Below are 26,224 nucleotides of genomic sequence, written 5' to 3'. Positions count from 1 at the left end.
TCGAATGACGGGTGGTGACAGGCCGTCAACACAACGCGAACGGAGGTTATCCACACCCCCGGAACGCCGCTAGGTTGGCGACGTGTTCACCACCCGCCCCGAGCTCGTGGGCACCCACGGCATGGTCGCCTCCACCCACTGGCTCGCCTCCGGCGCGGGTATGGCGGTCCTGGAGGACGGCGGCAACGCGTTCGACGCGGCCGTTGCGGCGGGCTTCGTGCTCCAGGTTGTCGAACCCCACCTCAACGGCCCGGGCGGCGAGGTCCCGGCGGTGTTCACGACCGCCGCGGACCCGACCCCCACGGTCCTCTGCGGCCAAGGCGTCGCACCGAGGGCCGCGACCACCGCGCACTACCGCGACCTCGGCCTCACCCTGGTCCCCGGCAGCGGCCTGCTGGCCGCGACCGTCCCCGGCGCCTGGGACGGCTGGCTGACCCTGCTGCGCGACCACGGCACCAAGCGCCTCCACGACGTACTGGCCTACGCCATCGGCTACGCCCGCAACGGTTTCCCACTGCTGCCCCGGGTCCCGGAGGTTGTCGACACCGTCCGCGCCCTGTTCACCGACCACTGGCCCACCTCGGGCGCCCTGTGGTTCGGCGCGACCGGCGCCCGCTTCGCCAACCCGACCCTGGCCGACACCTGGGCACGCCTGCTCGCCGCCGCCAAGGGCCCGTCCCGCGAGGCGGAGATCGACGCGGCCCGCCGGGCGTGGTCGCAGGGTTTCGTCGCCGAGTCCGTGGACCGCTTCTGCCGCCTGCCCTTCCGCGACGACTCCGGCCGCGACCACCCGGGAGTCCTCACCGGCGAAGACCTCGCGACCTGGTCGGCGACCTACGAGGACGCGATCACCGCCGACTTCGGCGACTGGACGCTGGCCAAGTGCGGCGCGTGGACGCAAGGACCGGTTCTGCTGCAACAACTGCGGCTGCTGGACGGCGCTCCGCTGTCCTATGTGGATGGAATACCCACGGCCGACACCGTGCACCACGCCCTGGAGGCCACCAAACTCGCGTTCGCCGACCGCGAGGCCTGGTACGGCGACGACGAGGTACCGCTGAAAGCCCTGCTGTCGCGGGAATACGCGGCGGACCGCGCCCGCCTGATCGGCGACGCGGCGTCGTTCGACCTGCGACCGGGCGCCCCCGACGGCAGGCACCCCCGCCTGCCCGGATTCCTCAGCGGCCCACCGGTCCAGGTCGACTCCCCCGGCGCGATCGGCGAACCCACGGTCCGCCCGGACGGCACAACCCGCGGCGACACCTGCCACCTCGACGTCGTCGACCGCTGGGGAAACCTCATCTCGGCCACCCCGTCGGGCGGCTGGTTGCAGTCGTCGCCAACCATCCCGGACCTGGGTTTCTGCCTGGGCACCCGAGCGCAGATGTTCTGGCTGGAGGAGGACCTGCCGAACACCCTGCGCCCCGGCAAACGCCCCCGGATCACCCTCACCCCCAGCCTGGCCCTCCACGAAGGCAGGCCGACGATGGCCTTCGGCACCCCGGGCGGGGACAGCCAGGACCAGTGGCAACTCTGCTTCTGGCTGGCCCACACGGTCGGCGGCCTGAACCTCCAAGCCGCCATCGACGCCCCCGCCTGGCACTCGAACGCGGTCCCCAGTTCCTTCTACCCCAGGGGTTTCACCCCCGGCGAAGCCCACGTCGAGTCCAGGCTGGGCGACCAGACCCTCGACGACCTACGAGCCCGCGGCCACGCCCTGGTCGACGTCGGTCCGTGGTCCCTGGGCCGCCTCTCCGCCGTCGCCACCCGGGACGGCCTGCTCAGGGCAGCGGCCAACGCCCGCGGCATGCAGGGCTACGCCGTCGGCCGCTGACCGCTCGGGTTGTCCACAGGCTTGATCATCATCTCCGCGCACTGTCGGCCCCACTCGGTAGAATTGATGCCGGGGGGCCGGAGGCGTCCGCTCCCGCAAGATCAAGCGGTCGCCTACCGAGGCGCCATCCGCAGCGCGCCGTCGAGTCGGATGACCTCGCCGTTCAGGTAGTCCTGGTCGACGATCGACAGCGCCAGCTTCGCGTACTCCTCCGGCAGCCCCAGCCGCTTCGGGAACGGCACGCCCTCGGCCAGGCCCGCCCGGAACTCGTCGCTGACGGTGGCCAGCATCGGGGTGTCGATGATGCCCGGCGCGATCGTCACGACCCGGATCCCCGAGCTGGACAGGTCCCGCGCCGCGGGCAGGGTCAGCCCGACCACGCCGCCCTTCGACGCCGCGTAGGCGACCTGGCCGATCTGCCCGTCGAAGGCCGCGATCGAGGCGGTGTTGATGATCACGCCGCGCTGGCCGTGGTCGAGGTGCTCGGTCTTCGCGATGGCCGCGGCTGCGATGGTCACGACGTTGAACGTGCCGATCAGGTTGACCTCGACGACCTTGCGGAACAGCCCGAGGTCGTGCGGCCCCCTCTTCGACAGGATCCGCGCCGACGGGCCGATGCCCGCGCAGTTCACCACCGTGCGCAGCGGGTGCCGCGTGCCCGCGGCCTCGGCGACCGCCGCCTCGACCTGCTCGGGGTCGGTGACGTCCGCCTCCAGGTAGGTGACCCCCTCGACCTCGGGGGCGCGCTCGACGGCCGACGGCAGGTCGACGGCGTAGACCGCGGCGCCCTTGTCGGCCAAGGCGCGGGCGGTCGCGCCGCCAAGACCGGACGCGCCTCCGGTCACGATGGCTGCGGTGCCGACGATCTGCATGTCCGTGTCCTCTCACCCGAGCGGTGTGCCGGGGTTGAGGTTAACGCTCGTTCAGCTCAGCGGCGCCTGGGCGGGCAGATCTCGTCGATGGCCACCAGGTCCTCCGCCGTCGGCCGCCAGGCGGCGGCTTTCGCGTTCTCCCGGATCTGGTCGGCCGTGGTGGCCCCGGCGATCACCGAACCCACCGCGGGCTGGGCGGCCAGCCAACCGATGGCCAGCGTGGTCATGCTGATGCCGCGCTCGTCGGCGAGGGCGCGCAGCTTCTCGATCCGGTCCCACGGCGCGTCGGCGAGCATCCGCTGCCTGCCCGCGAGCCTGCTGCCCTCCGGCGGCGCGGCGGCGCGCGCGTACTTGCCGGTCAGCAGCCCGTTGGCCAGCGGGAAGTACGGCAGCACGCTCATCGAGAACCGGGCCGCGGCGGGCAGCACCTCGCGCTCCACCTCCCGGTCCAGCAGCGAGTAGTGGGCCTGCACCGACACCATCGGCTCGACCTTCTCGGTGCGGGTCGTCCAGGCGACGTCGGCGATCTGCCAGGCGGCCAGGTTGCACACCCCGGCGTAGCGGACCAGGCCGTCGCGCACCAGGTCGTCGAGGGCGGACAGGGTCTCCACCAGCGGGGTGCCCGGGTCGGGGCGGTGCAGCTGGTACAGGTCGATCCAGTCGGTGCCGAGCCTGCGCAGCGACGCCTCGGCGGCCAGCCGCAGGTAGCGGCGGGAACCGCGGGCGCCGAAGTCGGGGCCGTTGCTGCCCTGCATGTCGAGGCCGAACTTGGTGGCGATCACCGCCCGGTCGCGCCTGCCCGCCAAGGCCTGGCCCAGCAGCTCCTCGCTGCGCCCGCGCGGCGCCCCGTACACGTCGGCGACGTCGAACATCGACACGCCCGCGTCCAGGGCGGAACCGACCAGGTCGCGGGAACCCGCCAGCGACTCGGCGGCCGTGCCCGGCCTGCCGAGGTTGTTGCAGCCCAGGCCGACCGCACTGACCACCAGTCCGGACTCGCCGAGGTGACGGAGTTCCACACGGACGACGATAGGGCGGGAGAAGCCGTGTGATCCAGAGATCAGTGGTAACGCACGCCACGCCCGGTGTGGGGGACGGCGGTAGGGCAGGCTGTGCGCATGAGTGAGACACCAGCGGCTGATCCGGGGGCGGCGTCCCCCGGTTGGACCGCCGCCGACATCCCCGACCTCACCGGCCGGACGTACGTGGTGACCGGCGGTAACAGCGGTCTCGGGTTCGAAACCGCGAAGCAGCTGGCCGCGCACGGCGGCCACGTCATCCTGACCGCGCGCGACCCCGAGAAGGGCCGCGACGCGGTCGAGCGGATCACGGCCGAGCACGCCGAGGCGAGCGTCGAGTCCCGCCTGCTCGACCTGGCCGACCTGGACACCGTCGAGGTGTTCGCGGCGGGCATCCGCGAGCTGGACGCGCTGGTCAACAACGCGGGCGTGATGATGCCGCCGCGCACCCTGAGCGCGCAGGGCTTCGAGTCGCAGTTCGCGGTCAACCACCTCGGCCACTTCGCGCTGACCGCCCGGCTGCTCGACGTGCTCAAAGAGGCGCCCGACCCGCGCGTGGTCACCGTCAGCTCGTTCCTGCACCGGCGGGGCCGCATCCACTTCGACGACCTGCACGGCGAGCACAAGTACTCGCGGGCGGGCTACTACGCGCAGTCGAAGCTGGCCAACGTCGTCTTCGGCCTGGAGCTGCACCGCCGCCTGCGGGCCAACGGGATCGCCGTCGCGAGCATCCTGGCGCACCCCGGCTACTCGGCGACCAACCTGCAGTCCAACGGCCCGACCGGCGTGGCCAAGCTGGCGCTGAAGGTGTCGACCCGGTTCATGGCCCAGGACGTGACCATGGGCGCGCTCCCCCAGCTGTTCGCCGCGACCTCGCCGAACGCCGAGAGCGGCCAGTTCATCGGACCGGACGGGCGCCGCGAGCAGAAGGGCCACCCGACGGTGGTGGAGCCGCTGGAGGCCGCGCGGGACCGCGAACTGGCCAAGCGGCTGTGGGACACCAGCGAGGAGCTGACCGGGCTGACCTTCGGCCTGGGCGCCCGGTGATCACCTACGCCGCCCTGCTGCGCGCCGTGAACGTCGGCGGGCGCAGCAAGCTCCCCATGGCCGACCTGCGCGACATGCTGGTCGAGATGGAGTACGAGGACGTGCGGACCCTGCTGCAGAGCGGGAACGCGGTGTTCACGACCGACGAGTCCGCCAAGGAGGTGCGGGAGCGGATGGAGACGGAGCTGTCCATCCGCTTCGGCCTCGACACGCGGTGCGTGATCCGCACGGGGGCGGAGCTGGACGGGGTGTTGGCGGGGCACCCGTTCCGGGACATCGCGGACAACGGGTCGAAGATGGTGGCGGCGTTCCTGTCGGAGATGCCGCCGCCGGAGGTGGTGGCGGCGCACGACCCGGCGGCACTGGACCCCGGGCGCATCCGGGTGGGCGACGGGGTGATCTACCAGTGGTGCCCGGACGGGGTTTCGGAAGCGCCGAACCTGACGCAGTTCGTGGAGCGGAAGTGGGGGGTCGCGCTGACCGGCCGCAACTGGAACACCACGACGAAGCTGGCCGCGATGGTCAACGGGAGCTGAGCCCGGGCGGGGCTGGCTGATGCCTCCGGCCCCCGGAATCCGGCTTACCGGTGCGCACCGACAGAACCGGGCGAAGACGATCAAGTCTGTGGACAACCGGGGCGAGGGTGCTCGGACCGGTCTGGCGGGCGACCGGCTGGAGGTCGAGATCCGCGCGAGGTCGCGCACGTGGTGCCTGCGGCGATCGGGGTGGGCGCGGCGGTCGGGTGGCGGCTGACCCGCTGGCCGGGCTGAATTGCCCAGCGCAAGTGGCTCCGTCCGTGAGGTGCGGGCTGTTGATCGACGCTGGGGCGCACCGGGGGTCGGCCGGAAACGACCAGGCCATACCGGAAGCCGGTCGGCGAGGCTTGGGTGCGCCTGCTTCGAGCAGCACGGCCGGGAGGTGTGCCAGGCACGGTGATGATCTTCGGCATGCCGCCGGCCCCCGATGACCATTCTACCGGGCGGGGCGGACAGTTCGCGGAGAAGATGATCAAGCCTGTGGACAACTGCCGGGGCGGGAGTGGGAGACAAGGGCCGGGCGGGCGGCGGCGTCAGGGCATCGACCTGGAGGACCGGGCGGGGAGTACGAGACCGGGCCGGGCGGGCGCGAAGGCGTGGACTGAGGGCTCGCGGCCCGCCCGGGCGGGGTCAGTGGCCGCGCTTGATCCAGTCGTCGAGGTGGGGGGATTCGGCGCCGATCGAGGTGGCGTCGCCGTGGCCGGTGTGCACGACCGTGTCCGCGGGGAGGGTCAGGAGGCGGTCTCGGATCGAGTCGATGATGGTGGGGAAGTCGCTGAAGGAGCGGCCGGTGGCGCCGGGGCCGCCCGCGAACAGGGTGTCGCCGCTGAACAGGGCGTTCAGCTGGGGGGCGTACAGGCAGACCGCGCCGGGGGCGTGGCCCGGGGTGTGGATCACCTGGAGGAAGGTGCCCGCCACCTCGAACTCGTGGCCGTCGTGCAGGGGCTGGTAGTCGGCGTCCGGGTAGACCTGCCGCCAGAGGGGCTCGTCGGCGGGGTGGAGGTAGACCAGGGCGTCGGTGGCGGTGGCGAGGTCCGCTGCCGCGTTGATGTGGTCGTCGTGGGCGTGCGTGCACACGATGGCCACGACCCGTCGTCCGTCGGCGGCGGCGAGGATCTCGTCGGGGTCGTGGGCCGCGTCGATGATGATGACCTCCTGGTCGTCACCGACGAGCCACACGTTGTTGTCCACGTCCCAGGTGCCGCCGTCGAGGCTGAAGGTGCCCGAGGTGACGACGTGGTCCACGCGGGCCGCCATCAGAAGACCACCACCGAGCGCAGGACGTCGCCGTGGTGCATGCGGGTGAAGGACTCCTCGACCTGGTCCAGCGAGATCGTCTCGGAGACGAAGGCGTCGAGGTCGAGCCTGCCCTGCCGGTACAGGTCGACCAGGTACGGGAAGTCGCGCGACGGCAGGCAGTCGCCGTACCAGCTGGACTTCAGCGAGCCACCGCGCGCGAAGAAGTCGATGAGCGGCATCTCGACCCGCATGTCCGGGGTCGGCACGCCCACCAGCACGACCGTGCCCGCGAGGTCGCGCGCGTAGAAGGCCTGCTTCCACGTCTCCGGGCGCCCCACGGCGTCGATCACCACGTCCGCGCCGAAGCCGCCGGTCAGCTCGCGGATGGCCTCGACCGGGTCGCCCGACTTCGCGTTCACCGTGTGCGTGGCGCCGATCCCCTTGGCCCACTCCAGTTTCCGGTCGTCGACGTCCACACCGATGATCGTCGTCGCGCCCGCCAGCCGCGCGCCCGCGATGGCCGCGTCGCCGACACCGCCGCACCCGATCACCGCCACGCTGTCGCCCCGGCTCACCGCACCGGTGTTGATCGCCGCGCCGATCCCCGCCATCACACCGCACCCCAGCAGGCCCACGGCGGTCGGCGACGCCGAGGGATCGACCTTCGTGCACTGTCCACTGTGTACGAGCGTCTTCTCCGCGAACGCCCCGATCCCCAGTGCGGGCGACAACTTCGTGCCGTCCTCGAGAGTCATCGGCTGCGCCGCGTTGTGGGTGTTGAAGCAGTACCAGGGCTTGCCCTTCAGGCACGCCCGGCACGTGCCGCACACCGCGCGCCAGTTCAGGATCACGAAGTCGCCGGGCGCCACGTCGGTGACGCCCTCCCCCACCGATTCCACGACACCCGCGGCCTCGTGGCCGAGCAGGAACGGGAACTCGTCGTTGATGCCGCCCTCGCGGTAGTGCAGGTCGGTGTGGCACACCCCGCAGGTCCGCACCCGCACCACGGCCTCGCCGGGCCCCGGGTCGGGCACCACGATCGTCTCGACGCTGACCGGCTGCCCCTTGGCGCGGGCGACGACGCCCCGGACCTTCTGCGGCATGCACTTGCTCCCAACTGCGGCGGTGGAACGCTTCGCGTGCCACCGTATGCGAGTCGGGCTACGCGTGCGAGTGGTCAGAGATCCCCGACGTACGGGATCTCGTTGACCGCAGGGGAAGTCATCCACCGGCGCAGCGCGGCCGTGGCGAGCACATCGTCCTCGTTGTACTCCAGCAACCGCTTGCGCTGCCGCTCGTCCGGCACGCCGCCGTCCATGCCGACCGCGTCGCGGTACCAGCGCATGGAGTTCTCGCCGCCCGCCTCCGGGTCGCGCCAGGAGAACCCGGCGACCGGGGCGATCGTCTTGAGCCCCTTGCCGTGCGAGCACAGGAAGTGGTCGCGGACGCTGCCGAACAGGTCGACCCACTGGTCGGACTCGATGAACTGGAGCACCTCGCGCCTGCGCGGGATGCCGGGGTGCTCGCCGAAGCGCTTCACCGACGCCAGCAGCCAGCGGTTCTCGGCGAGCTCGTTGTAGCAGTAAGCGCGGAAGGTCAGTCCGCGCTCGGCCGCCGCGCGCCGGACCCCGCTGAGCCAGCCCCAGAACTCGGCGAAGGAGCGGGCCTCGTCATCGGTGGGCAGCGGGTCCCAGGTGGCGAACGCCCGGTAGCCGCGCGGCTCGCCGATGTCGACGCCGGAGAGCAGCACGCCCCACAGGTACGCGCCCGCGTCGCCGAAGCTCTCCATGTCGACGTCCACCTCGACGTCCGCGCGCGGCACCTCGACGTGCTCGCTGCGCCGCACCACCGCCAGGTCGGCCAGCCACGCGCGGGCCAGCCCGACGGCGTCCGCCGCGGGCATGCCGACCAGCAGCGGCACGTCCAGCTCGTCCGGGTCCACCAGCGCCAGGTCGTCGACCGTGGTGACGCCCGCCGCGCGCAGCATGCCCGCGTCCTCGCCGCGCACGACCAGGCTCACGTCCCGCGCGCGCACCAGCGCGTCCTCGCACACCGGCCACCACGGGCAGCCGCGGCACTCGACGACCCGGGACGGCTCGGCCAGCGCGGGCGCGCCCGTCGCGGCGGCCGTGGCGACCGCGACCCGGTCGGCGAAGCGGGAGTCGTACTCGGCCAGCGCGGTGCGCCCGCCCGGCCAGGTCGGGGCCTCCAGGTCGTGCCAGACGACGACGTCGCCGTCCATGCCGACGACCCCCGCGAGGGAGGTGCGCTCGTCGGCGTACCCGGCGGCCTGCAGCAGCCTGCGGGCGTGCGCGAGCCGCAGCTGGTCGCGCGGCTGGGGCCGGATCTTGCGGGTCTGGTCCGGGGTGCCGCCCACGACGGCCAGGTCGGTCAGCGGCGCGGTGCGCGCGCCCGAACCCGGGTCGGTGACCTTGTGCCGCACGACCAGCACCGGCACGTACCCGGCGGTCGTGCGGACCAGCAGGTCGATCGTGCCGCGCCTGCCCGCGTCCACGTCGCGGGGCAGCTGGGCGGCCCAGATGTAGCCCGCGCCCGCCGCCATCGCCGCGAGGGTGTCCGCCTCGCGCTCGCTCGCGCGCCGCTCGGGCCCCACCGGCACCTCGTACCACTGGTCGCCGAAGCGGGTGGCCAGCCGGTCGGCGATGGCCCGCCGGTGCGCGGCCGCGTCGGCCTTGCGCAGCTCGGCGGTGGGGTCGGGGGCGCCGCGCGGGGCGTCGCGCATGGCCTGGTCGTGCTCCAGGTGCACACGACGCCTGCAGCGGCTCACCACGCCGGCGTCGAGGAGCACCGTTGTAGTCACACACCGCAGCTTAATTGCGTTCGGCGACAATCCTGGCGCGGTATGGCCCAAATGCCGCATCGGGCCCGGATGGGCGTGGTCACCGTGCCCGCGCCGATCACCGCAAGTAGGTTTTCCCCATGGCGCGGAAGAAGGCGGCGGAGTCGCCGCGATTCACCCCGAGCAAGGCGAAGAACGCCGTGGCGGTGGCGAAGGTCCTCGCCCCGGCCGTGCTCCCGGTGGTCACGCCCTACCTGGTCAAGACCGCGGCGGTGGTGCGCGACCGGTGGGACCGGCACCGGGCGCGCAGGCTCGGCGTCGCGGTGGACGACCTCGGCGACTACAGCGGCCGGGGCGGCGCGCTGCACGCCCGGATCGCGGGCGCGGCCACCGGTCTGACCGAGCTGCGCGGCCGGGCGGAGGCGACACCGGACGACCGCGCGTTCGCCGACGGGGCGGAGTCCACACTGCGCAAGCTGGCCGCCGCGGTGCGCGCCGCCGAGCGCATGCCGACCCCGCGCAGGCGGGCCGCGCACCGGGCCGTGTCGGCGGAGTTGGACCGGGTGGAGGAACGCCTGCTGGCGGCACTGGGCGTCGACGGCGGCTGATCCGCCCGCGTCTGATCAGGTGCTTCCAGGCGGACTGTGGTCGAGGCCACTGGACACCGGGACCTACGCTATGGGGCTGTGCCCCCCGGACGAGTGACCCCCCGCCGCGCCCAGCGCGTGCTGCGGGGAGTCCTGCTCGGCGGGACCACCGCGGCGCTGGCGGTGTCGGCGCACGGCATGGCGGGCGGCGGGGTACCGGACACCGCGGTCACCCTCGCGCTCACCGCGCTGGTCGGCTGGGCGGGCACCGCCATCGCCGACCGGCGGCACGGCCTGCTCACCACGCTGGCCCTGCTCGGGGCCAGCCAGTACGGCCTGCACGTGCTGCTCACCGACGTCCTGCCGCCGTCCGGGCACGACCACGCGCACGGCACCGCCACGGTCAACGGCCTGCTGATGCTCGCCACGCACGTCGTGGCCACCGTCGTCAGCGCGCTGCTGCTGACCGGCGCGGACACCGCGCTGGCCGCGCTGGGCCGGGTGTTCACCGGGCTCATCCGACCACTGGCCGACGCCCCCGCCCCCACTACGACGCGCCCGACCCCCGCACGGGTCGGCGAGCACGCGGGCCACCTGCTGGCCGTCGTGCTGCGCGAGGTCTGCGCCCGCCGCGGACCACCCCTGACCTCCTGAAACCACGCCTCCAACCGGGTCTCCCAACCCGGTCAAACCCGCGTTCCTCAGGAGAACTCCCCATGTCTACCTCTCGCATCGCCGCGCGCGCCTGCGCGCTGTTCGCCGCCACCGGCGCGGCCGTCCTGCTCGGCACCGGTGTCGCGTCCGCCCACGTCACCGCCAAGGTCATCGGCGAGCCCGCCGTGCAGGGCGGCTACACCAAGATCACCTTCCGGGTGCCCAACGAGGACGCCACCGCGGGCACCACCAAGCTCGAGGTCAGCTTCCCGGCGGACCACCCGATCGCCTCGCTGCGCACCACCCCCATCCCGGGCTGGACCGCCGCGGTCGTCAAGGGCAAGCTCGCCAAGCCGATCACGTCGCACGGCGCGGAGATCACCGAGGCGGTCAGCACGATCACCTGGACCGCCGCCCCCGGCACCCGCATCGCCCCCGGCGAGTTCCTCGAGTTCGCCGTTTCCGGTGGCGCCATGCCCGAGACCGACCAGCTGGTGCTCCCCGCGACCCAGACCTACGAGAACGGCAAGGTCGTCAAGTGGGACGCCCCGCCGGTCGCCGAGGGCGCGGAGGAGCCGGAGCACCCGGCGCCGGTCATCAAGCTGAGCAAGGAGGGCGCCGACGACCACGGCGCCGCGACCGCCCCGGCCGCGCAGACGAGCAACGACAAGCCCGCCGCCGCCGCCCCGGCCGCGGCGTCGTCGGACAGCACCGCCCGCTGGCTGGGTGGCGCGGGCCTGGTCGTCGGCGCGCTGGGCCTCGGCCTCGGCGCGGGCGCCACGCTGCGCGCGCGCAAGGCGGTCGCCGCCTCGAAGGCGGGTCGGTAAGCGCATGCGCTCCGTCGCCCGTCTCACCGCCGCGCTGGCGGTCTCGCTGCTGGCCCTCGTCGGTCTGGCGGGTCCCGCGCTGGCGCACAACCAGTTGATCTCCAGCAACCCCGCGGACAAGGCCGTGGTCGACGCCGGACCCGGCACCGTCGAGCTGACGTTCGACCAGCCGGTGCAGGCGGGTGCGAACCTCAACTCGATCGTGGTGCTCGGCCCGGACGGCAAGGGTCAGTGGCAGGACGGCAAGGCGGCGGTGCGCAGCAACGTCGTCTCCGTGCCCGTCCGGCCGCTGGGCCCGGCGGGCGAGTACCGGGTCGGCTACCGGATCCTGTCCGCCGACGGCCACTCGGTGAGCGGCGAGCTGAAGTTCACGCTGACCACCGCGGGCAACGGCACCCCGGCGCCCGCCGACGCGACCGCGACGGCGGCAGGTCAGACGGGTGGCGGTGACGACGGCGGCCTGCCCGTGTGGGTGTGGATCGTCGGCGCGGTCGTGCTGCTCGGCGCGGGCATCCTGCTCGCCGTCCGGGTCGGCGGCTCCGCGCCGTGACCGGGACCCGGACCACCTCCCCCACCCGCGGCGGGCCCGCGGCGCTGCTGGTCGTCTCCTCGCTGGTCGGTGTGCTCATCGGCCTGGCGATCGTGACGGTCCAGCCGGTGCCGGGCCTGCCCGAGCCGGGGGCGGTGGTCCGGGTCGGTCTGCCGGTCGTGCGGGTGCTGCTGGACATGGCGGCGGTCGTCACGGTCGGGCTCTGCCTGCTGCCCCTGCTGGTCGGCTTCGACCGGCCCAAGCTCGCCGAGCCGGTGCTGGCGGGCGCGCGGCGGGTGGCGATGTCGAGCGCGCTGGTGTGGGCCGTGACGGCCCTGGTCGCGCTCGTGCTGCAAACCGCGGAACTGCGCCCCGGCGACAACGTGTCGGCGGGCGCGGTCCTGGACTACATCCGCACGGTCGGCGCGGGCAAGGCGCTGCTGTTCGTCGCGGTGTTCGCCCTGCTCAGCTTCGCGCTGTCGCTGTGGTCGGTGCGGGTGGGCGAGTCGGTGCCCGCCGAACTGCGCGCGGCGGTGGCGCTGTTCGCGCTGCTGCCGCTGCCGGTCACCGGGCACGCGACGAACTGGCGCTGGCACGACTTCACGATGATCTCCATGGAGCTGCACGTGCTCGGCTCGGCGGCCTGGACGGGCGGCCTCGGCGCGCTCGTGGTGCTGCTCGCGGCGAACCGCACGCTGCTGGCCCAGGCGATCCCCCGGTTCTCGAAGCTCGCCACGGTCTGCCTGGTCGTGGTCGCGGTGACCGGGCTGTTCAACGGGATCGTCGAGCTGCTGGTCAACCCGACGCACTCGCTCTGGTCGGGCCTGTTCACCACCGGTTACGGCCTGCTGCTGCTGCTCAAGACAGGCTGCCTCGGTGCGCTGGCCGTGGTCGGCGGCACGATCCGCTGGCGGCTGATGCCCGCCATCGCGGCGCTGCGCACCACCGCGCTGGTCACCCTGGCGGGCATCGAGCTGTCGATCATGGGCCTGGCCTTCGGCTTCGCCGTGATCCTCACCCGCGCCCCGGTCAGCTGAGCCCGCCCCTAGCACACCGGGTGCCGCCGGGAGCCGGTCCCAACCAGCGGGAGAACCGAGTTGTCCACAGCTGTGGACAATTCTGGCGGGTTATCCACAGGCACCGGACACCGGCACGCGTTCGTCGCAGCGGGGTGCCGTTCGTCGTGCGAGGGGTTTGCGCGGACAACCGGAACAGCGGCCGGGGTAACCCGAACGGGCCAACGGTGAACGGTCAGTCCCGCTCGGTGAGGTGCGCGGCGGCCAGTCGCGTGAGCCGGAGTTCGGTCAGCCGGGCCGTGGCCTGTCGGCCGCGGCGGTGCAGCTCACGCTTGGTGATCCGCCCGCGGGCGTACTGCCGGTAGGCCTCGGCCAGCAGGGCCAGCTCGGCGAGGTGGTCGGCCGCCCGGCGGCGGGCGTCGGCGGGCAGGCGGTCGAGCGCGGGCAACTGGTTGTCCACAGCCCGGTCCAGGATGTCCGCGGTCGTCACGGCACGGCGCGCACGCCCACTGAGCCGGAGCGCGATGCGCGGGAAACCGGTCACTGGCCACCTCGTCACGGAAGGTAGTTCGGGCCGGGGCACGGACCGCAAAGGCGCAGTCCGACGTCCCGGTGCAACTGGCGTCGTTCACAATGCGCAGTCCGTTACCCGCGGCGATACCGCCATAAGTGGGAAAACCACCGGCTAGCGGTAACGCGACCAGCGCGCCGAGGTGTTGCCCACCCGGAAGTCCCGGAGGCGTCTGAGCAGCTCAGGTCGGACCTCCGGGCTGCTGTTCATGATCGGCAGCACACTGGTGATCAGCTTCAGCTCGCGGACCTCCCGCAGCACCGCGAAGCCAGCCCATCGGGTGACGTCGAAGCCGTAGCCGTCGGCCAGCTCGCGGTAGCGGTCAGCCGGTTCGCCGAACCGGCTGACCCCCACGGCCAGCGGCGTCAGGTCCCACTCCGGCGGGCCCAGGCAGCTGGAGTCGAAGTCGCACAGCACCGGGCCCCCCGCCGCCGGGATCAGGTTGCCCAGGTGCGCGTCGCCGTGCACCAGGCCGCGGGGCAGGGCGAACTCCAGACCGGCCAACCGCTGGTCGACCTCGTCGCACTTGGCCCGCAGGAAGGCCAGCTCCTCGCCGTCGAGGCCCTCCGCCTCGCCCAAGCGCCTGCGGACGTCGTCGAGCGGGTTCCACTCGGGCAGCAGCGGCGGGGGCAGCGAGTGCACCAGCCCCAGCAGCCGGGCCAGGTCGGCGGCGCGGGGCGGGGTGTCGAACTCCGGGATGGCGTCCCACACGGTCGCCGCGTAGTCACCGACGAAGACCGGCTGCGCGACGCCGCTGGTCAGCCGCACGGCGGGCACGTCGTTCTCGGCGAACCACCGGGCGACCCGGACCACCTTGTCCACCCGGTGCCGCAGCGCGACCGAACCGACGATGCGCACCACGACCGGCGCGCGGGCCATGAGGAACACGGCGTTGTTGGTGAAGCGCAGCAGCCGCGCGCCTGCCGGGTCGACACCGATCACGGCGCCGACCGCGGCCAGCGCCGTGCGCAGGTTCGCCCTGGTGAACAACCCCTCGGTGGCCATCGCGTGCCCCTTGCCCGTGACGGCCACCGGGGGCGCCCGGTCAGGCCACGCTGAGATTGGTTATCTGCTCGGCCAGGTCGCGCGCGTCGGCGTTGTTGCGCCGCTTGGTCGCCTCGACGAGCAGGGGCTTGAGCCGGTCCTTGACCCGGGTCGACTTCAGCGTCTCGGCCATCTCGACCGCGGCGCGGCCGATCCGGGCGGCGTGGTCGATGTCGCCCTCCAGCATGTGGTTGGTGGCCAGCGCGCTGAGGTTGAACGCCCGGCTGCGGGCGAACTCGTCGTCGTAGGAGTCGATGGCCTTGGTCAGCGCGGGGATGGCGAACTTGGTGTGCGTCGGGTCCGTGGTCTGGGCCAGGACCGTGTGCACGGTGCCGATCATCGCGTAGACGTCGGTCTCGTTGAAGAACTTGACCCAGTCCTCGGCCTTGGTGTGGTCCGCGCGGGCGAACTCGTCGCGGGTGCGGCCGATGAGCTTCATGGTCTGCTCCTTGTGCCCCATCAGCGCGTACGCCCACGCCTGGTTCGCGCAGATGACCGCGACGGCCAGCTCGGAACCGGACTCCTGGGCGGCGATCTGACCGAGCTGGAACATCTTGAGCGCGTCGTCCGGCGACTCCTTGTGCAGGTAGACGCGGCCCATCCGGTAGAGGATGTTCGCGACCAGCGGCTCGCTCTTGCCCGCCTTCGCCAGCTCCAGCGCCTTGCCGAAGTGGTTGCGCGCGGAATCGGTCAGGCCGATGTCGAACGAGGTCCACCCGGCGAGGTTGTGCAGGTCGGCGAGGGCGACGTGCAGGCGTTGCTTGACGTGCTCCGGCCCGGACGCGCCGAGCATCTGTTGGCCCCAGGACAGTTGCGCGACCACGGCGTCGCGGCAGAAGCCGCCGCCGTACTGGTAGTCCAGCGACCGCAGCGCTCTGGTCGCGGCTTCCACCTGGCGCACGTCGGTCATGCCGATCCGACCGGGCGCGGGGGTCTGGACAGGGTTGGCGACCCACGACCCGGAGTTGCTGCCGAGCACGTTCGCGCCCACCGTGACGGCGGCCGCGTGTGCCAGGAACTCCCGACGCTTCACCTCTTCGCTCTCCTCAGGCTGTGACGCCTCGCGCGTCACCGCCACCCGAACAGCGGTGACCTCGTCGTAGGCGAGACCCATGTATCCCCTTGGGACACCCAGCCCGTCGGCGATCCTGGCCAGGACGTCATAGGCCATGACCTGACGTCCCTTGAGGATCTCCGACACCTCGGACTGCGACTGGCCGGTCATCGCCGCGATCTGGCGCTGCGACACGCCAGTGCGGCGGAGCAGCCGATACACGGAACTGACCTCCCGCGCGGCGAGCGCGGCCCGCATCTCGGGTTCCTCCCACGTGTCCGAAGAAATGGGAGAACTCCCAGATCCGATGGAGTTCATTCCGCCCCCTCACCGTCTGCCGGGCGTCAAACGCAGAGTAAGCGCACTTCACAGGAGGCGAGAAGGGTCGTTCGGCGAACCTGATCGGTCCGACCGAACTTCCCTGACCGCTCACCGTGAAACGGCCGCCGATCGGCGCTGTGACGCTCCAATCCCGTTCCTCACGCATCAATGTAGTTCGTGGTAAGCGTACGAGCACGGAGGGAAACCGAGAACGTGGAACTGCTTCGGTCGGCCCCGAGCCCGGTGGCGACGCGGTCCGTGCCCCGGCCAACCACGAGCAGTGACCCGCGCTCCGAGCCCCGCGACCTGCGGGGGGACTTCCACACCGGCCTGCGCGACGGGCTGCACGGCGCGGTCGGCGAACGCCGGGTCTGGCGGATCGCCTGCGGTGACGTGATCAACCGCGACCGGTGCCTCACCGTGCTCGTGGAGAAGAACAAGGTGGTCCTGGTCGGGCCACCCGGGGAGACGGCGGTGCTGACGGCCGGGCAACTGGTCCAACTGCGCAACGCGCTCCAAGAAGCCGCCGAGCAGGCGGAAAGGTAACGGTGACGTTGAGGTGGACGAGATACTCGGCCAGGTCCTGCGCAGTGCCGTGTGGGAACGACTGGACATGCTCACCGAACTGGCCAACCGGGCGGACGCCCCGTCGCTGCTGTCGGTAGCGCGGTCGGAACTCCCCCGACTGACCGAGGGCTGGCGGGCCATGCTCGCCGCGCACGAGCCGGACGACCGGGGCAACTGCCCGGTGTGCTCCAGCCGGTGGCGGCAGCAGAAGGCGCCGTGCTCGGTGTGGCGGGCCGCCTACGAACACCTCGTCGCCGGGGGCCTCGCCCCGCAACACACCCCGCGCCGCGGCCGTGAGGGCCGCGCCGAGTCGGGGTCCCGGAAGTCGCGGCGCCTCATCGCGGGGGCCCGCTAGAGCAGGCGGCCCGGGTTCCGCCGTTCCCCCGGACGTTCGCGGAACCCGGGCCGTCGACCTCAGGTCGACCGGCCGGGAACCGGTTGACCTGCCAAGACTCCGCGGGCCGGTGTTGATGTGCTTCTCGCCAGTCCCCGACCGGCACCGGTCCGCGGCACCACTCCCCGGTTACCGCGAGGTAATCTGTGAAAATCCTTCCGCGAAGTGGCCCTCGGACCGCTTCGTGCGTCTCTTTCAGTCGTTGGACGAGCAAGATGAAACGTCAGCGACCAGGAGGAGACGCTGTGGCCAGCCCTACCCCACTCCGCCGTCAGCCCGTGCAGCAGCGCAGCGCCAAGCGGGTGCAGCGGATGCTTGAGGCCTGCGCGGAGCTGGTCGACGAACTCGGCTACGACGGCGTCACCACGACGCTCATCGCCGAGCGGGCCGGGGTCGCGGTTGGCTCCCTGTACCAGTTCTTCCCGGACAAGCGCGCGGTCGTGCAGGCGCTGACCCAGCGCAACCTCGACCAGTTCATGACCGAGATCAGCCGCAGGCTCGACGAGGCGCACCTGGCGAACTGGTGGGACGGCGCCGACCTGATCTTCGACAGCTACGTGCGGATGTACCGCGAGGTGGCCGGGTTCAGCCGGATCCGCTTCGGCGACGTGGTCGACCTGCGGCTGATCGACGGCGAGCGGGACAACAACACCGTCATCGCGGAGAAGCTGGCCTCGTTCCTGGCCGAGCGCTTCGACATCGCCTTCGAGGAGATCCGGTTGCCGGTGGCGGTGGCCAACGAGATCGCCGACGGCATCCTGAACCTGGCCTTCCGGCGCAAGCTGTTCCCCGAGGAGACGGTGATCGCCGAGGCGAAGATGGTGGTGCGCGGCTACCTGTCCGGCCAGATGGAGGCCGCGCGCGTGCAGACCTCGCCGAGCTAGCCGAAGGTGTGGCCCTCACCGCGGTAGGTGGGGGCCACGTCGACCACCCGGTCCCCCTCGACGAGGTGGTACTCGGTGAACCGCTCGGCAGGCTCACCCGCCTTGGCGTGCCGGAACCAGACCCGGTCGCCGACGCGGAGCTCGGCCGCGGCCGGTCCGGTCACCGGGGTCTGCACCTCGCCCGCGCCCTCCATCCCCAGCAGCGCCAGGCCTTCCGGTAGGTGGGGCTGGGGCAACCGGTCGCGGCCCGCGGGACCCGAGGCGATGTAGCCGCCGCCGAACAGGGTCGCCACGCCCCGCGCGGGCTTGCGCACCACGGGGACGGCGAACAGCACGGCGGGCTCCGGGTGGAACCGCGTGTAGCGGTCGAACAGCGCGGGGCCGATCAACCCCGAACCGGCGGCGATCTCGGTGACCGATGGGTCCGCACCGGTCACCTCGATGCTGCCGGTGCCGCCACCGTTGACGAACTCCAGCGGTGCGCGCGTCGACACCGCGCGCACCGCGGCGGCGCGCCTGCGCACCAACTCCCGTGCCGATCCCCGTTGCACCCAGCGCAGAACCGCGCCCAGCACCGGGTTCGCCGGGTTGTCACCCATGCCCGCGATCTGGCCCTCGTACCCCATCAGGCCGACGAGCCGGAAGCCCGGGCGCGCGGCGATCACCTCGGCGAGGCGGGACGCCTGCCGCGCGGTGAACACCGGCGACCGGCGCGCGCCGATGTGCACGCGGGAGTTGCCGAGGACCGGCCGCCACGACACGTCGAGTTCCAGGCACACCCGGATCTCCGGGTGGTCGGCGCCGAGCGCGGCGTCGACGAGGTCGAGGTGCTCGACCGAGTCCACGACGAGCGAGACCAGCCGCCGCGCGTTGTCGTCGGCGGCCAGCGCGCGCAGCGCCGAGTGGTCGGCGGTCGGGTAGGCGACCAGGATGTCGGTGTCCGCGAGATCGGTACCCGCCCAGGTCCTGGTCAGCCACAACGCTTCCGGCAGGGCGTAGCTCATGACCCCTTCGAAGCCGTCCCGGCGCAGCACGCGCTCGACCAACCGGCGGCAGCGCACCGACTTGCTCGCGACCCGGATCGGTCTGCCCGCCGCGCGGCGCACGAGGTCCGCCGCGTTGCGGTCGAAGGCGTCGAGGTCGACCACGGCCACCGGCGGGTCGAGGTCCTTGGTCGCCAGGTCGAGTCGATCACGGGGCGGCAGCACCCCACCACGGTACGGCACGGGTGTTGAGATGTGAATTCCATTCACCTAAGGTTCCGGCAAGGAGGCCCCCATGGCAGTCGCACCCCGTAGGACCTGGCAGAACTGGGCGGGTACCGAGACCGCGACGGCGGTCGAGGTGCGCACCCCGCGCGGCCCCGAGGAGATCGCCGCGGCGGTCACCGACGCGGGCGCGCGCGGACTGCCGGTGCGGGCCAGGGGCAGCGGCCACTCGTTCACCGCGGTCGGCGCGGCGCACGGGGTGGCGCTCGACCTGTCGGGGTGGACGGGGATCGCCGCGGCCGACGCCGGAACCGGCGAGGTCACCGTCCGCGCGGGCACCACGCTCGCCGCGCTCAACACCGAACTCGACCGGCGCGGCCGGGCGATGGCCAACCTCGGCGACATCGACGCGCAGACCATCTCCGGCGCCATCTCCACCGGCACCCACGGCACGGGCGCCCGGCTCGGCGGCATCGCCACCCAGATCAGCGCCATGGAACTGGTGCTGGCCGACGGCTCGCTCGTCCGGTGCTCGGCCACCGAGCGACCGGAGCTGTTCGCCGCTGCCCGGGTCGGCCTCGGCGCGCTGGGGGTGATCAGCACCGTGACGCTGCGCACCGAACCGGCCTTCGTGCTGCTGGCCGAGGAACGCCCGGAACCGCTGGACCGGGTGCTCGCCGAACTCGACCGGAACTGCGCGGAAAACGACCACTTCGAGTTCTACTGGTTCCCCTACGGCGCCAAGGCGTTGACCAAGCGCAACAACCGCGCCCCGGAAGGGGCGATTCCCGCACCGCTCGGCCGGGTCCGCCGATTCTTCGAGTACGAGGTCCTGGAGAACGGCGCGTTCGGCGCGATGTGCCGGATCGGCCGCACGGTGCCGAATTTGGTTCGGCCGTTGAACAGGATCTCCGCGTCGGTGTTGTCGCCCCGTTCCTACAGCGATGTGTCGCACCGGGTTTTCGTGACCAGCAGGCGGGTGCGGTTCGTCGAGTCCGAGTACGCGATCCCGCGCGAATCGCTCGGTGTGGTGCTCGCCGAACTGCGCGCCCGGGTGCCCGCACTGGCCGACCCGGTGATGTTCCCGGTGGAGGTCCGGGTCGCCGCCCGCGACGACATCTGGCTCTCCACCGCGCACGACCGCGACTCCGCCTACATCGCCATCCACCAGTACCGGGGGATGCCGTACCGCGCGTACTTCGACCTGTTCGAGTCGGTCGTCGGAGCAGTGGGCGGGCGACCGCACTGGGGGAAGATGCACACGCTCGACGCGGAGGCGTTGCGCGCCCGGTATCCGAGGTTCGCCGACTTCACCCGGATCCGGTCCGAAGTGGACCCCGAGGGCCGGTTCCGGAACCCTTACTGCGACAGGGTTCTCGGCGAGATCGCGGCCTGAACCGGGGTGTCGCCACCGATGAGTTCGAGCGTGCGGCCGATCGTCGCGGGCTCGTCGAGAACCGCGAGGAGCACCGCGGCGACGTCCGCCCTGGGGACCACGCCGTAGGGGACGGAGTCACCCACCAGGACGCGTCCGGTCGGGTGGTCGTCGCTGAGCCGTCCGGGTCGGACGATCGTCCACTCGAGACTCTCGGGGTCGCGGTCGCGCAAATCCCGCTCCGCCGCGTCTTTCGCGCGGAGGTAGGCAGCGAACACGTCGTCCTCGACCACCCGGTCGAGGCCCATCCCGCTGACCTGCACCAGCCGGCGCACCCCGGCGACCACCGCCGCGTCGGCCACCAGCACCGCCGCCGCGCGGTCGACGGTGTCCTTGCGCGCGGCCCCGCTGCCCGGCCCGGCTCCCGCGGCGAAGACCACCGCGTCCGCACCGGCGAGCACCGCCGCGACCTGCTCGGCGTCGGCTTCCTCGAGGTCGAGCACCACCGCGTCACCACCCGCCGCGCGCACATCCTCGACGTGGTCGGGATTGCGCACGACGCCGACGACCGCGTCACCGCGCCCGGCGGCGAGCTCGGTGAGCAGCAGCGCGATCTTGCCGTGCCCGCCCGCGATGACCAGTCGCATGTGCCCGGTCAGGAGCCGACGGTGGTGGTGTCGAGGATCTGGTCGTAGGCCAGTTCGCTCACCCAGCGGTAAAGCGCGTCCACCTCGGGGAAAGCCCGGTCCTGGCGGCCCGGCAGGTCCAGCTCGACGGCCGCGTCCGGTTCGGCGCTGAGCACCGCGACGCCGTAGGCGCGGGCCCGGGGCAGGCAGTTGGCCAGGTAGTCGTGGGTCAGCACGGCGGAGGTCGGCAGGACCACCGCGGCGTCGCCGTAGCGCAGGAACGGCACGGCGTTGGCCAGGCCGGTGCGCCAGTGCCGGGCCACCGAGATGGCGCCGACGATGCGCACCGCGGGCTCCGGCACCCGGCCGTTCAGCTCGGGCCAGGCCCAGGTGGACACACTGGCCCGGTCGGTCACCGGCTCCTGACCGAGGCAGATCCGCTCGGCGTGCACGTCGGCCTTGAGGTCGGCCACCAGGCACACGCGCCGCCCGTGCAGCGTCATCTCGGGCAGCACCGTGCCCGCCCAGCCCAGCGCGTCCGCCGCGGCGACCGCCAGCTCGTGCACCCCCGCGGGCAGTTCGACCGGCGGCGTGAGCTGCGCAGGCAGCGCCTTGAGACTCTCGCTTACCGCTGTGCGCCCTGGGATGCCGGTCACGAACTCCGCCCTTCTCTTCCACCGCGAGGCCGCCGCGTCGGGAGCGCGCCGTATCTTCGAGGTGTCGATTGGTACTTCAACTGAGTACCAGGCGGGCACAACGGTCCAAGAGAGTCCAAACCCTCCCGTGCGACCGGCGGCGCCGAGCGGTCGGTGACCGGTCGACGACCGGTAATCAGACTTCGGCCCGGCTGTGCGGCCGTCCGGGTGACTCAACGACAACCGGTACTGAGCGCCCCTCACCCACAGTCCCCCCGTGCTTCCTCAACGCACATCCGCGACCGGAAGTTCCCCACCCGGCCCAGCGCATACCCATCCGTGTGATGAGCAGGAATGACTACGCCGAATTCCCGCATAACGCGGGGAAAGGGCTATGGGTGCAATGGGTCGTCGAGGTCTTGAGGATCCCAAGGTCAGCGCGCGGAATCGAGCATCTCGACGAGCCAGTGCGGGCCCAGTGACCAGCCCAGCAGGCGCTTGCCCCGGCCATCGGCGGTGAGTCCCTCCGCGGTGAACCGACCACCGTCGAGCACAGTGGCCAGTCCGTCCACGACCGGGCGCAACGCGGCGCGGCGACCACTCGCGGTGGCCGCGCGGAGATCGGCGACGACCACCGCCTGCCGTTCGTCGTCGCACAAACTGAGGAAGTAGACCGCCTGCCGCCACGAATAGGCGATGTTCTTGATCGTGGTCAGCCGCGGGTGGTGTTCCTGCGGTAGGCGATCCCAGCCCCGCAGCAGCTCGGCGAGGATCCGGTCGACCAGGTCGGGGGCCTGGTCGCGGAGCACGGGCAGCAGGTCGAGCTCCGCGGCGAGCACCGCGAGGTTGTGCGTCGTGAGGATCTGGCTCTGCTCCAGCACGGCGCCGTTGCCCGCCACGCTCCACCCGCGCTTCTTCCCCGCCTCGACGGCGCGGGCGCGGCACAGTTCGCCGAAGGAGTTCGAGGCCCGCCCCCGCGTCCGCTCCCACAGCGTCACCCTCGGCTGCTCGACGGGCCAGTCCGACGGCCGTGGCAGGTCGTAGTAGCGGGCGTAGAGGGTGCCCTCCAGGACCCGGCTCGCGATCCGCGCCGCCCGCTCCCACTTGTCGGTGAACTCGTCCATGAAGATGTCCGCCGCCAACTCCTCCACCAGCGGCAGCCGCACGTCTGCGGCCCGCGCCAGCGCGCCGATCTCCCGCACCAGCGGGTTCGGCAGGATCTGCGCCGGGAACGAGCGCAGCGCCAGCAGCACGGCCCGGCGCAGCGCCTGGCCCGCGGGCCGCCCCGACCTGCCCGAGGTCCGGAAGTCCTGCATCGGTCCAACCCAGGGCAGCTCGTGGAATCCCACCTGGCTCTCCAGGTTGAGCAGCAACACGCCGCGCCTGCGCCGGAACGCCGTGTAGGTGCGCGCGTGCAGGCCCGCGACCACCGGGTCGTCGATGCTCCCGGACACGTACCGCGCGGACACCTGCGGCAGCACCGAGGCCAGCACCTCGCTGGAGGTGATCACGCCGTGGGCGACCAGCTCGTCGACCGGCGCCTCCAGCGCGCGCAGGACCCGCGTGCGCACGGACGGCGGCACGGGGGCGTCCGCGCCGAGCTCCGGGTGCTCGGCGGGAGTGACGTCGGCGACAACCGGGTCCAGGTCCGGCAGGCCGCCGTCGGCGGGGTACCGGTCGAGGCGTTTGGCCACGGCCCACGCCACCTGGGCGTGCGTGGGCCGGGCGATCTCCTCGGCCTGGGACGCGCGCGACGCGGTGTGGGTGTCACTGCCCGGGGCGCCGTACCGGGTGACGGCACCGGCCAGCGCCCGCCGAATGCGACCGATGTCACGTCCGGTCAGACCGGAGCCGTCCGCGCCACCGTCCTCCAGGGCCCGGCGCAGCCAGGTGAAAGTGCTCTTCGCGTGCCGGTGCCTGCTCGGCGTGGCGGCCGCGCGCTCGGCGGCGAGGTAGCGGTCCAACCACCGGGTGCGGCGAGCGGCCCACCCGTCCAGGAAGTGCCCTGCGGGCTGTCCGCCGACGACCGCCCCGTCGACGAGGTGGGGAAGATCTCCTTCGACCGTGTCCGCCCAGAGCGCAATCAGGTCGTCGTAGAGCGGGTTCCACACGGACAGGGTCTCCCGCATGGCGACCAACTGCCCCGGCACGCTCCGGTCCCGCAGCGCTTCCGCCACCTCGCCCACCCGCACCAGGTGCACCGACTCACCGGCCCCGATGGGACGGTCGGTGAACACCGGGGTGAAGCGGAGGCGGTCCATCAGCGGACGAAGCGCGGTGACGAGGTCGAGCGCCTGCTCGGGGCGGTGCCGCTCGACCAGTAGCGCAACGACCGCGAGGGCGGCGTGCTCGGGCAGGTCGATCCGGTACCGCTCCTCGGCCAGCGCCGCCAGCAGCTCGGCCTGGCCCTCGTCGGTGAGGTAGTGCAGGTTGAGCCGTTCCCGGTCCGTCCGCCCGGGTCCGGGGGGCAGCGCGTCCAACCGGGCCCACTCAGCCGAGTCCAGCGGCTGGTCGGCCAGGAGGTGGCCGGTCGCGAAGCCACCGGTGACCACTTCGAGGGTGGCCCAGACCGGGGTATCGGCCACCGGGGTCCGGGAGCCGATCGCCAGCCCACCGGACGCCATGCCGTCGAGCACGGACCGCCACCGCTCGACCTTGGCCGCCGCCCTGGCGCGCGCCGCGGCGTTCCCGAGCGTGGCCGCCGAGTGCAGCGCGTCCCACAGCCGCCCCACCGCGTAACCGGACTCCTCCGGCGGTTCAGCCGCGCGTGACCGGTCCATCATGGCTCCCCACCTGCTCCACCGGTTCGCGACCGATGCGGATACCGGCCATGGAGGCGGGAATCGAACCCGCGCCCTCCCGGTCCCGAGCCAGGCGATCTACCACTGATCTACTCCATGCGGCACAACCAATGCCCAACCACTCGGCACCAGATGCCTGACCACTCGGCACCAGATGCCTGACCACTCGGCACGATCCTCGTGCTCCCACGCTGGGTCCGCCACCGATCGCACCGTGGGGGTCTGGGGGCTCGGCCCCCAGAAACAACAACGGCCGACCCGGTTCGCGCTTTCCGCGAACATGGGTCGGCCGAGGCCGTGGGCGAGGGGGGAGTTGAACCCCCACGTCCTTTCGGACACACGGACCTGAACCGTGCGCGTCTGCCATTCCGCCACTCGCCCGAGTGGTTGGTGTCCCTGTCTTGGCGACGTGGAGAACTCTAGCACGGTCGAAAACCCGGTTCGCACATACCCGTGTCCTGCACGGCGCGCCCGGATACGATCGGTCCAGGAGCACGGACGGGAAGGAGGGCTCATGGGCATCGGACAGCGGCTGAACCGCAAGCTGGAGGAGGTCGTGGGCAACTCCTTCGCGCGTGTGTTCGGTGGCAACGTGGTGCCGCAGGAAGTGGCGCAGGCACTGCAGCGCGAAGGCGAGGACAACGTCCGCGAACTGGCCGGGGGGAGGCTGCTGGCGCCCAACCACTACGTGGTGGCCCTGGGCCCGGCTGACCACCAGAACTTCGCGGGTGACGAGGACCGCATGAAGGCACTGCTCGCCGACTGCGTTTCCGAACATCTCGCCGAGCACGGTTGGGACACCTATGGCGACGTCGTAGTCTCCCTCGAGCGTTCCGACGCGCTGCACACCGGACAGTTCCGAACCCGCTCGTCCGTCGACCCCGACGTGAAGGCCCAGCCGCAAGCCGGCGGCGGGGGCCGACCGGCGGCTAAACGGCAGGCACAACCCCGCAACGCAGGAGACCGATCCATGAGCCAGCCTCCCGGCTACGGCCAGGCGCCTGATGGCGACCCGTACGGACAGCAGCAGTACGGGTACGGCCAGGGCCAGTACGGCAACGATCCCAACTACGGTCAGCAGGGCTACGGCCAGCAGCCACCGCAGCACGGTGGTTACGACCAGGGTTACGGCCAGCAGCAGCAGGGCGGCTATGACCAGGGTTACGGCCAGCAGCAGGGTGGCTACGACCAGCAGCAGGGCTACGGCCAGCAGCAGCAGGGCTACGGCCAGCACCAGGGTGGTGGCTACGACCAGGGCTATGGCCAGCAGCAGGGCGGCTACGACCAGGGTTACGGCCAGCAGCAGCAGGGCTACGGCCAGCACCAGGGTGGTGGCTATGACCAGGGTTACGGCCAGCAGCAGGGCGGTTACGGGCAGGACCCGTACGGCCAGCAGCAGGGCTACGCCCCGCCCGCGGTGCAGACCGGCCCCCGCCAGCTCTCCGCGAGCCTGCAGCTCGACGACGGCTCCAACCGCAACTACTCGCTCAAGCAGGGCGGCAACGTGGTCGGCCGCGGCCAGGACGCGGACTTCCGGCTGCCGGACACCGGTGTCTCCCGCCGCCACCTGGAGATCACCTGGGACGGGCAGAGCGCGACCCTGGCCGACCTCGGCTCGACCAACGGCACGACCGTCAACGGCACGCCGGTGCAGACCTGGCAGCTGGCCGACGGCGACGTCGTGCGGATCGGCCACTCGTCGCTGGTGTTCCGCACCCAGGGCTGATCGGGGCTCCTCCTCTCGGGTGTCCTCGGGTCGGGGAAGCTCCAAGACACACCGAACG

The 26,224-nt window shown here is 72.2% G+C and carries 25 protein-coding genes and 2 tRNA genes; 13 read left to right on the top strand and 14 right to left on the bottom strand.

All coding sequences use genetic code 11. The features are described 5' to 3' along the window. Positions 1 to 82 precede the first annotated feature (82 nt). Positions 83 to 1,834, top strand: coding sequence for a gamma-glutamyltransferase family protein (locus tag CLV40_RS14605; RefSeq protein WP_104479404.1), 1,752 nt, complete (start codon positions 83 to 85; stop codon positions 1,832 to 1,834). 113 nt (positions 1,835 to 1,947) lie between these two features. Here CLV40_RS14605 and CLV40_RS14600 read toward each other — a convergent pair whose 3' ends face one another. Both CLV40_RS14600 and CLV40_RS14595 read right to left on the bottom strand, forming a co-directional pair. After that, on the bottom strand, positions 1,948 to 2,706 hold the full coding sequence (locus CLV40_RS14600; protein WP_104479403.1) for an SDR family NAD(P)-dependent oxidoreductase: 759 nt from the start codon (positions 2,704 to 2,706) through the stop codon (positions 1,948 to 1,950). Positions 2,707 to 2,762: 56 nt separating this feature from the next. Next, positions 2,763 to 3,725, bottom strand: a complete 963-nt coding sequence (locus CLV40_RS14595; protein WP_104479402.1) for an aldo/keto reductase — start codon at positions 3,723 to 3,725, stop codon at positions 2,763 to 2,765. A 99-nt stretch (positions 3,726 to 3,824) separates the two neighbouring features. Between CLV40_RS14595 and CLV40_RS14590 the strand changes: the two genes are divergently transcribed. Together CLV40_RS14590 and CLV40_RS14585 are read left to right on the top strand one after the other, a co-directional pair. Continuing rightward, on the top strand, positions 3,825 to 4,772 hold the full coding sequence (locus tag CLV40_RS14590; protein WP_104479401.1) for an oxidoreductase: 948 nt from the start codon (positions 3,825 to 3,827) through the stop codon (positions 4,770 to 4,772). Next, on the top strand, positions 4,769 to 5,308 hold the full coding sequence (locus CLV40_RS14585; protein ID WP_104479400.1) for a DUF1697 domain-containing protein: 540 nt from the start codon (positions 4,769 to 4,771) through the stop codon (positions 5,306 to 5,308). Before CLV40_RS14590 ends, CLV40_RS14585 begins: the two co-directional genes overlap by 4 nt. Before the next feature lie 630 nt (positions 5,309 to 5,938). Here the strand turns inward: CLV40_RS14585 and CLV40_RS14580 are convergent. The 3 genes from CLV40_RS14580 to CLV40_RS14570 form a co-directional block, all read right to left on the bottom strand. Beyond that, positions 5,939 to 6,565 (bottom strand): MBL fold metallo-hydrolase, encoded by a 627-nt coding sequence (locus tag CLV40_RS14580; protein ID WP_104479399.1) that lies wholly within the window; start codon positions 6,563 to 6,565, stop codon positions 5,939 to 5,941. Continuing rightward, positions 6,565 to 7,650: an S-(hydroxymethyl)mycothiol dehydrogenase gene (locus CLV40_RS14575; protein ID WP_104479398.1), complete on the bottom strand. Its 1,086-nt coding sequence runs from the start codon at positions 7,648 to 7,650 to the stop codon at positions 6,565 to 6,567. Before CLV40_RS14575 ends, CLV40_RS14580 begins: the two co-directional genes overlap by 1 nt. 74 nt (positions 7,651 to 7,724) lie before the next feature. After that, entirely contained in the window at positions 7,725 to 9,377 is a 1,653-nt protein-coding gene (locus tag CLV40_RS14570) for a TM0106 family RecB-like putative nuclease (protein WP_181043511.1), read from the bottom strand. Between the two features lie 110 nt (positions 9,378 to 9,487). Here CLV40_RS14570 and CLV40_RS14565 point away from each other — a divergent pair, with 110 nt between their 5' ends. The 5 genes from CLV40_RS14565 to CLV40_RS14545 all read left to right on the top strand — a co-directional run bounded on the left by CLV40_RS14565 (position 9,488) and on the right by CLV40_RS14545 (position 12,981). Continuing rightward, positions 9,488 to 9,955 (top strand): DUF6474 family protein, encoded by a 468-nt coding sequence (locus CLV40_RS14565; protein WP_104479396.1) that lies wholly within the window; start codon positions 9,488 to 9,490, stop codon positions 9,953 to 9,955. Between the two features lie 78 nt (positions 9,956 to 10,033). Further along, positions 10,034 to 10,588, top strand: coding sequence for a hypothetical protein (locus tag CLV40_RS14560; protein WP_146108034.1), 555 nt, complete (start codon positions 10,034 to 10,036; stop codon positions 10,586 to 10,588). Between the two features lie 62 nt (positions 10,589 to 10,650). Continuing rightward, on the top strand, positions 10,651 to 11,415 hold the full coding sequence (locus CLV40_RS14555) for a YcnI family copper-binding membrane protein (RefSeq protein WP_104479394.1): 765 nt from the start codon (positions 10,651 to 10,653) through the stop codon (positions 11,413 to 11,415). A gap of 4 nt (positions 11,416 to 11,419) precedes the next feature. Further along, entirely contained in the window at positions 11,420 to 11,965 is a 546-nt protein-coding gene (locus CLV40_RS14550) for a copper resistance CopC family protein (RefSeq protein WP_104479393.1), read from the top strand. Next, on the top strand, positions 11,962 to 12,981 hold the full coding sequence (locus CLV40_RS14545; RefSeq protein ID WP_104479392.1) for a CopD family protein: 1,020 nt from the start codon (positions 11,962 to 11,964) through the stop codon (positions 12,979 to 12,981). Before CLV40_RS14550 ends, CLV40_RS14545 begins: the two co-directional genes overlap by 4 nt. Positions 12,982 to 13,195: 214 nt before the next feature. Here the strand turns inward: CLV40_RS14545 and CLV40_RS14540 are convergent, their stop codons facing one another. From CLV40_RS14540 to CLV40_RS14530, 3 genes are all read right to left on the bottom strand, one after another. Continuing rightward, on the bottom strand, positions 13,196 to 13,504 hold the full coding sequence (locus tag CLV40_RS14540; RefSeq protein ID WP_245931284.1) for a hypothetical protein: 309 nt from the start codon (positions 13,502 to 13,504) through the stop codon (positions 13,196 to 13,198). 141 nt (positions 13,505 to 13,645) lie between these two features. Further along, positions 13,646 to 14,536, bottom strand: coding sequence for a phosphotransferase enzyme family protein (locus CLV40_RS14535; RefSeq protein WP_104479466.1), 891 nt, complete (start codon positions 14,534 to 14,536; stop codon positions 13,646 to 13,648). 40 nt (positions 14,537 to 14,576) lie between these two features. Further along, positions 14,577 to 15,947: an NsdA family TPR-like regulatory protein gene (locus CLV40_RS14530; RefSeq protein ID WP_104479391.1), complete on the bottom strand. Its 1,371-nt coding sequence runs from the start codon at positions 15,945 to 15,947 to the stop codon at positions 14,577 to 14,579. Between the two features lie 216 nt (positions 15,948 to 16,163). Between CLV40_RS14530 and CLV40_RS14525 the strand changes: the two genes are divergently transcribed. The 3 genes from CLV40_RS14525 to CLV40_RS14515 all read left to right on the top strand — a co-directional run bounded on the left by CLV40_RS14525 (position 16,164) and on the right by CLV40_RS14515 (position 17,795). Further along, complete coding sequence (locus tag CLV40_RS14525) at positions 16,164 to 16,496, top strand: hypothetical protein (RefSeq protein ID WP_104479390.1); 333 nt, start codon at positions 16,164 to 16,166, stop codon at positions 16,494 to 16,496. 13 nt (positions 16,497 to 16,509) lie between these two features. Then, the gene (locus tag CLV40_RS14520; protein WP_104479389.1) at positions 16,510 to 16,872 is read left to right on the top strand and encodes a hypothetical protein; all 363 of its coding nucleotides are present in this window, start codon (positions 16,510 to 16,512) and stop codon (positions 16,870 to 16,872) included. A gap of 254 nt (positions 16,873 to 17,126) precedes the next feature. After that, complete coding sequence (locus CLV40_RS14515) at positions 17,127 to 17,795, top strand: TetR/AcrR family transcriptional regulator (protein WP_181043496.1); 669 nt, start codon at positions 17,127 to 17,129, stop codon at positions 17,793 to 17,795. Here the strand turns inward: CLV40_RS14515 and CLV40_RS14510 are convergent. Continuing rightward, positions 17,792 to 19,000 (bottom strand): amino acid deaminase/aldolase, encoded by a 1,209-nt coding sequence (locus CLV40_RS14510; RefSeq protein WP_181043510.1) that lies wholly within the window; start codon positions 18,998 to 19,000, stop codon positions 17,792 to 17,794. The genes CLV40_RS14515 and CLV40_RS14510 overlap by 4 nt on opposite strands. A 73-nt stretch (positions 19,001 to 19,073) precedes the next feature. On the opposite strand from CLV40_RS14510, the gene CLV40_RS14505 reads away from it, so the two are divergent. Continuing rightward, the gene (locus CLV40_RS14505; protein WP_104479387.1) at positions 19,074 to 20,399 is read left to right on the top strand and encodes a D-arabinono-1,4-lactone oxidase; all 1,326 of its coding nucleotides are present in this window, start codon (positions 19,074 to 19,076) and stop codon (positions 20,397 to 20,399) included. Here CLV40_RS14505 and CLV40_RS14500 read toward each other — a convergent pair. From CLV40_RS14500 to CLV40_RS14480, 5 genes are all read right to left on the bottom strand, one after another. Beyond that, positions 20,363 to 21,025 (bottom strand): SDR family oxidoreductase, encoded by a 663-nt coding sequence (locus CLV40_RS14500; protein ID WP_104479386.1) that lies wholly within the window; start codon positions 21,023 to 21,025, stop codon positions 20,363 to 20,365. The two genes, CLV40_RS14505 and CLV40_RS14500, sit on opposite strands and share 37 nt — an antisense overlap. Positions 21,026 to 21,033: 8 nt before the next feature. After that, positions 21,034 to 21,660, bottom strand: a complete 627-nt coding sequence (locus CLV40_RS14495; protein WP_104479385.1) for a hypothetical protein — start codon at positions 21,658 to 21,660, stop codon at positions 21,034 to 21,036. 413 nt (positions 21,661 to 22,073) lie between these two features. After that, positions 22,074 to 24,419, bottom strand: a complete 2,346-nt coding sequence (locus CLV40_RS14490; protein ID WP_245931281.1) for a hypothetical protein — start codon at positions 24,417 to 24,419, stop codon at positions 22,074 to 22,076. Positions 24,420 to 24,467: 48 nt separating this feature from the next. Continuing rightward, positions 24,468 to 24,539 (bottom strand) — tRNA-Pro (locus CLV40_RS14485). A gap of 199 nt (positions 24,540 to 24,738) precedes the next feature. After that, a tRNA-Leu gene (locus tag CLV40_RS14480) sits at positions 24,739 to 24,821 on the bottom strand. Positions 24,822 to 24,954: 133 nt separating this feature from the next. On the opposite strand from CLV40_RS14480, the gene CLV40_RS14475 reads away from it, so the two are divergent. Beyond that, positions 24,955 to 26,166, top strand: a complete 1,212-nt coding sequence (locus CLV40_RS14475; RefSeq protein ID WP_104479383.1) for an FHA domain-containing protein — start codon at positions 24,955 to 24,957, stop codon at positions 26,164 to 26,166. The last annotated feature ends 58 nt before the right edge of the window (positions 26,167 to 26,224 follow it).

Origin of the sequence: Actinokineospora auranticolor (assembly GCF_002934265.1) — a bacterium.
Classification (GTDB): Bacteria; Actinomycetota; Actinomycetes; order Mycobacteriales; family Pseudonocardiaceae; genus Actinokineospora; species Actinokineospora auranticolor.
Note: the sequence above shows the minus strand (reverse complement) of the source record. Positions and strands in the feature narration are given on the sequence as shown.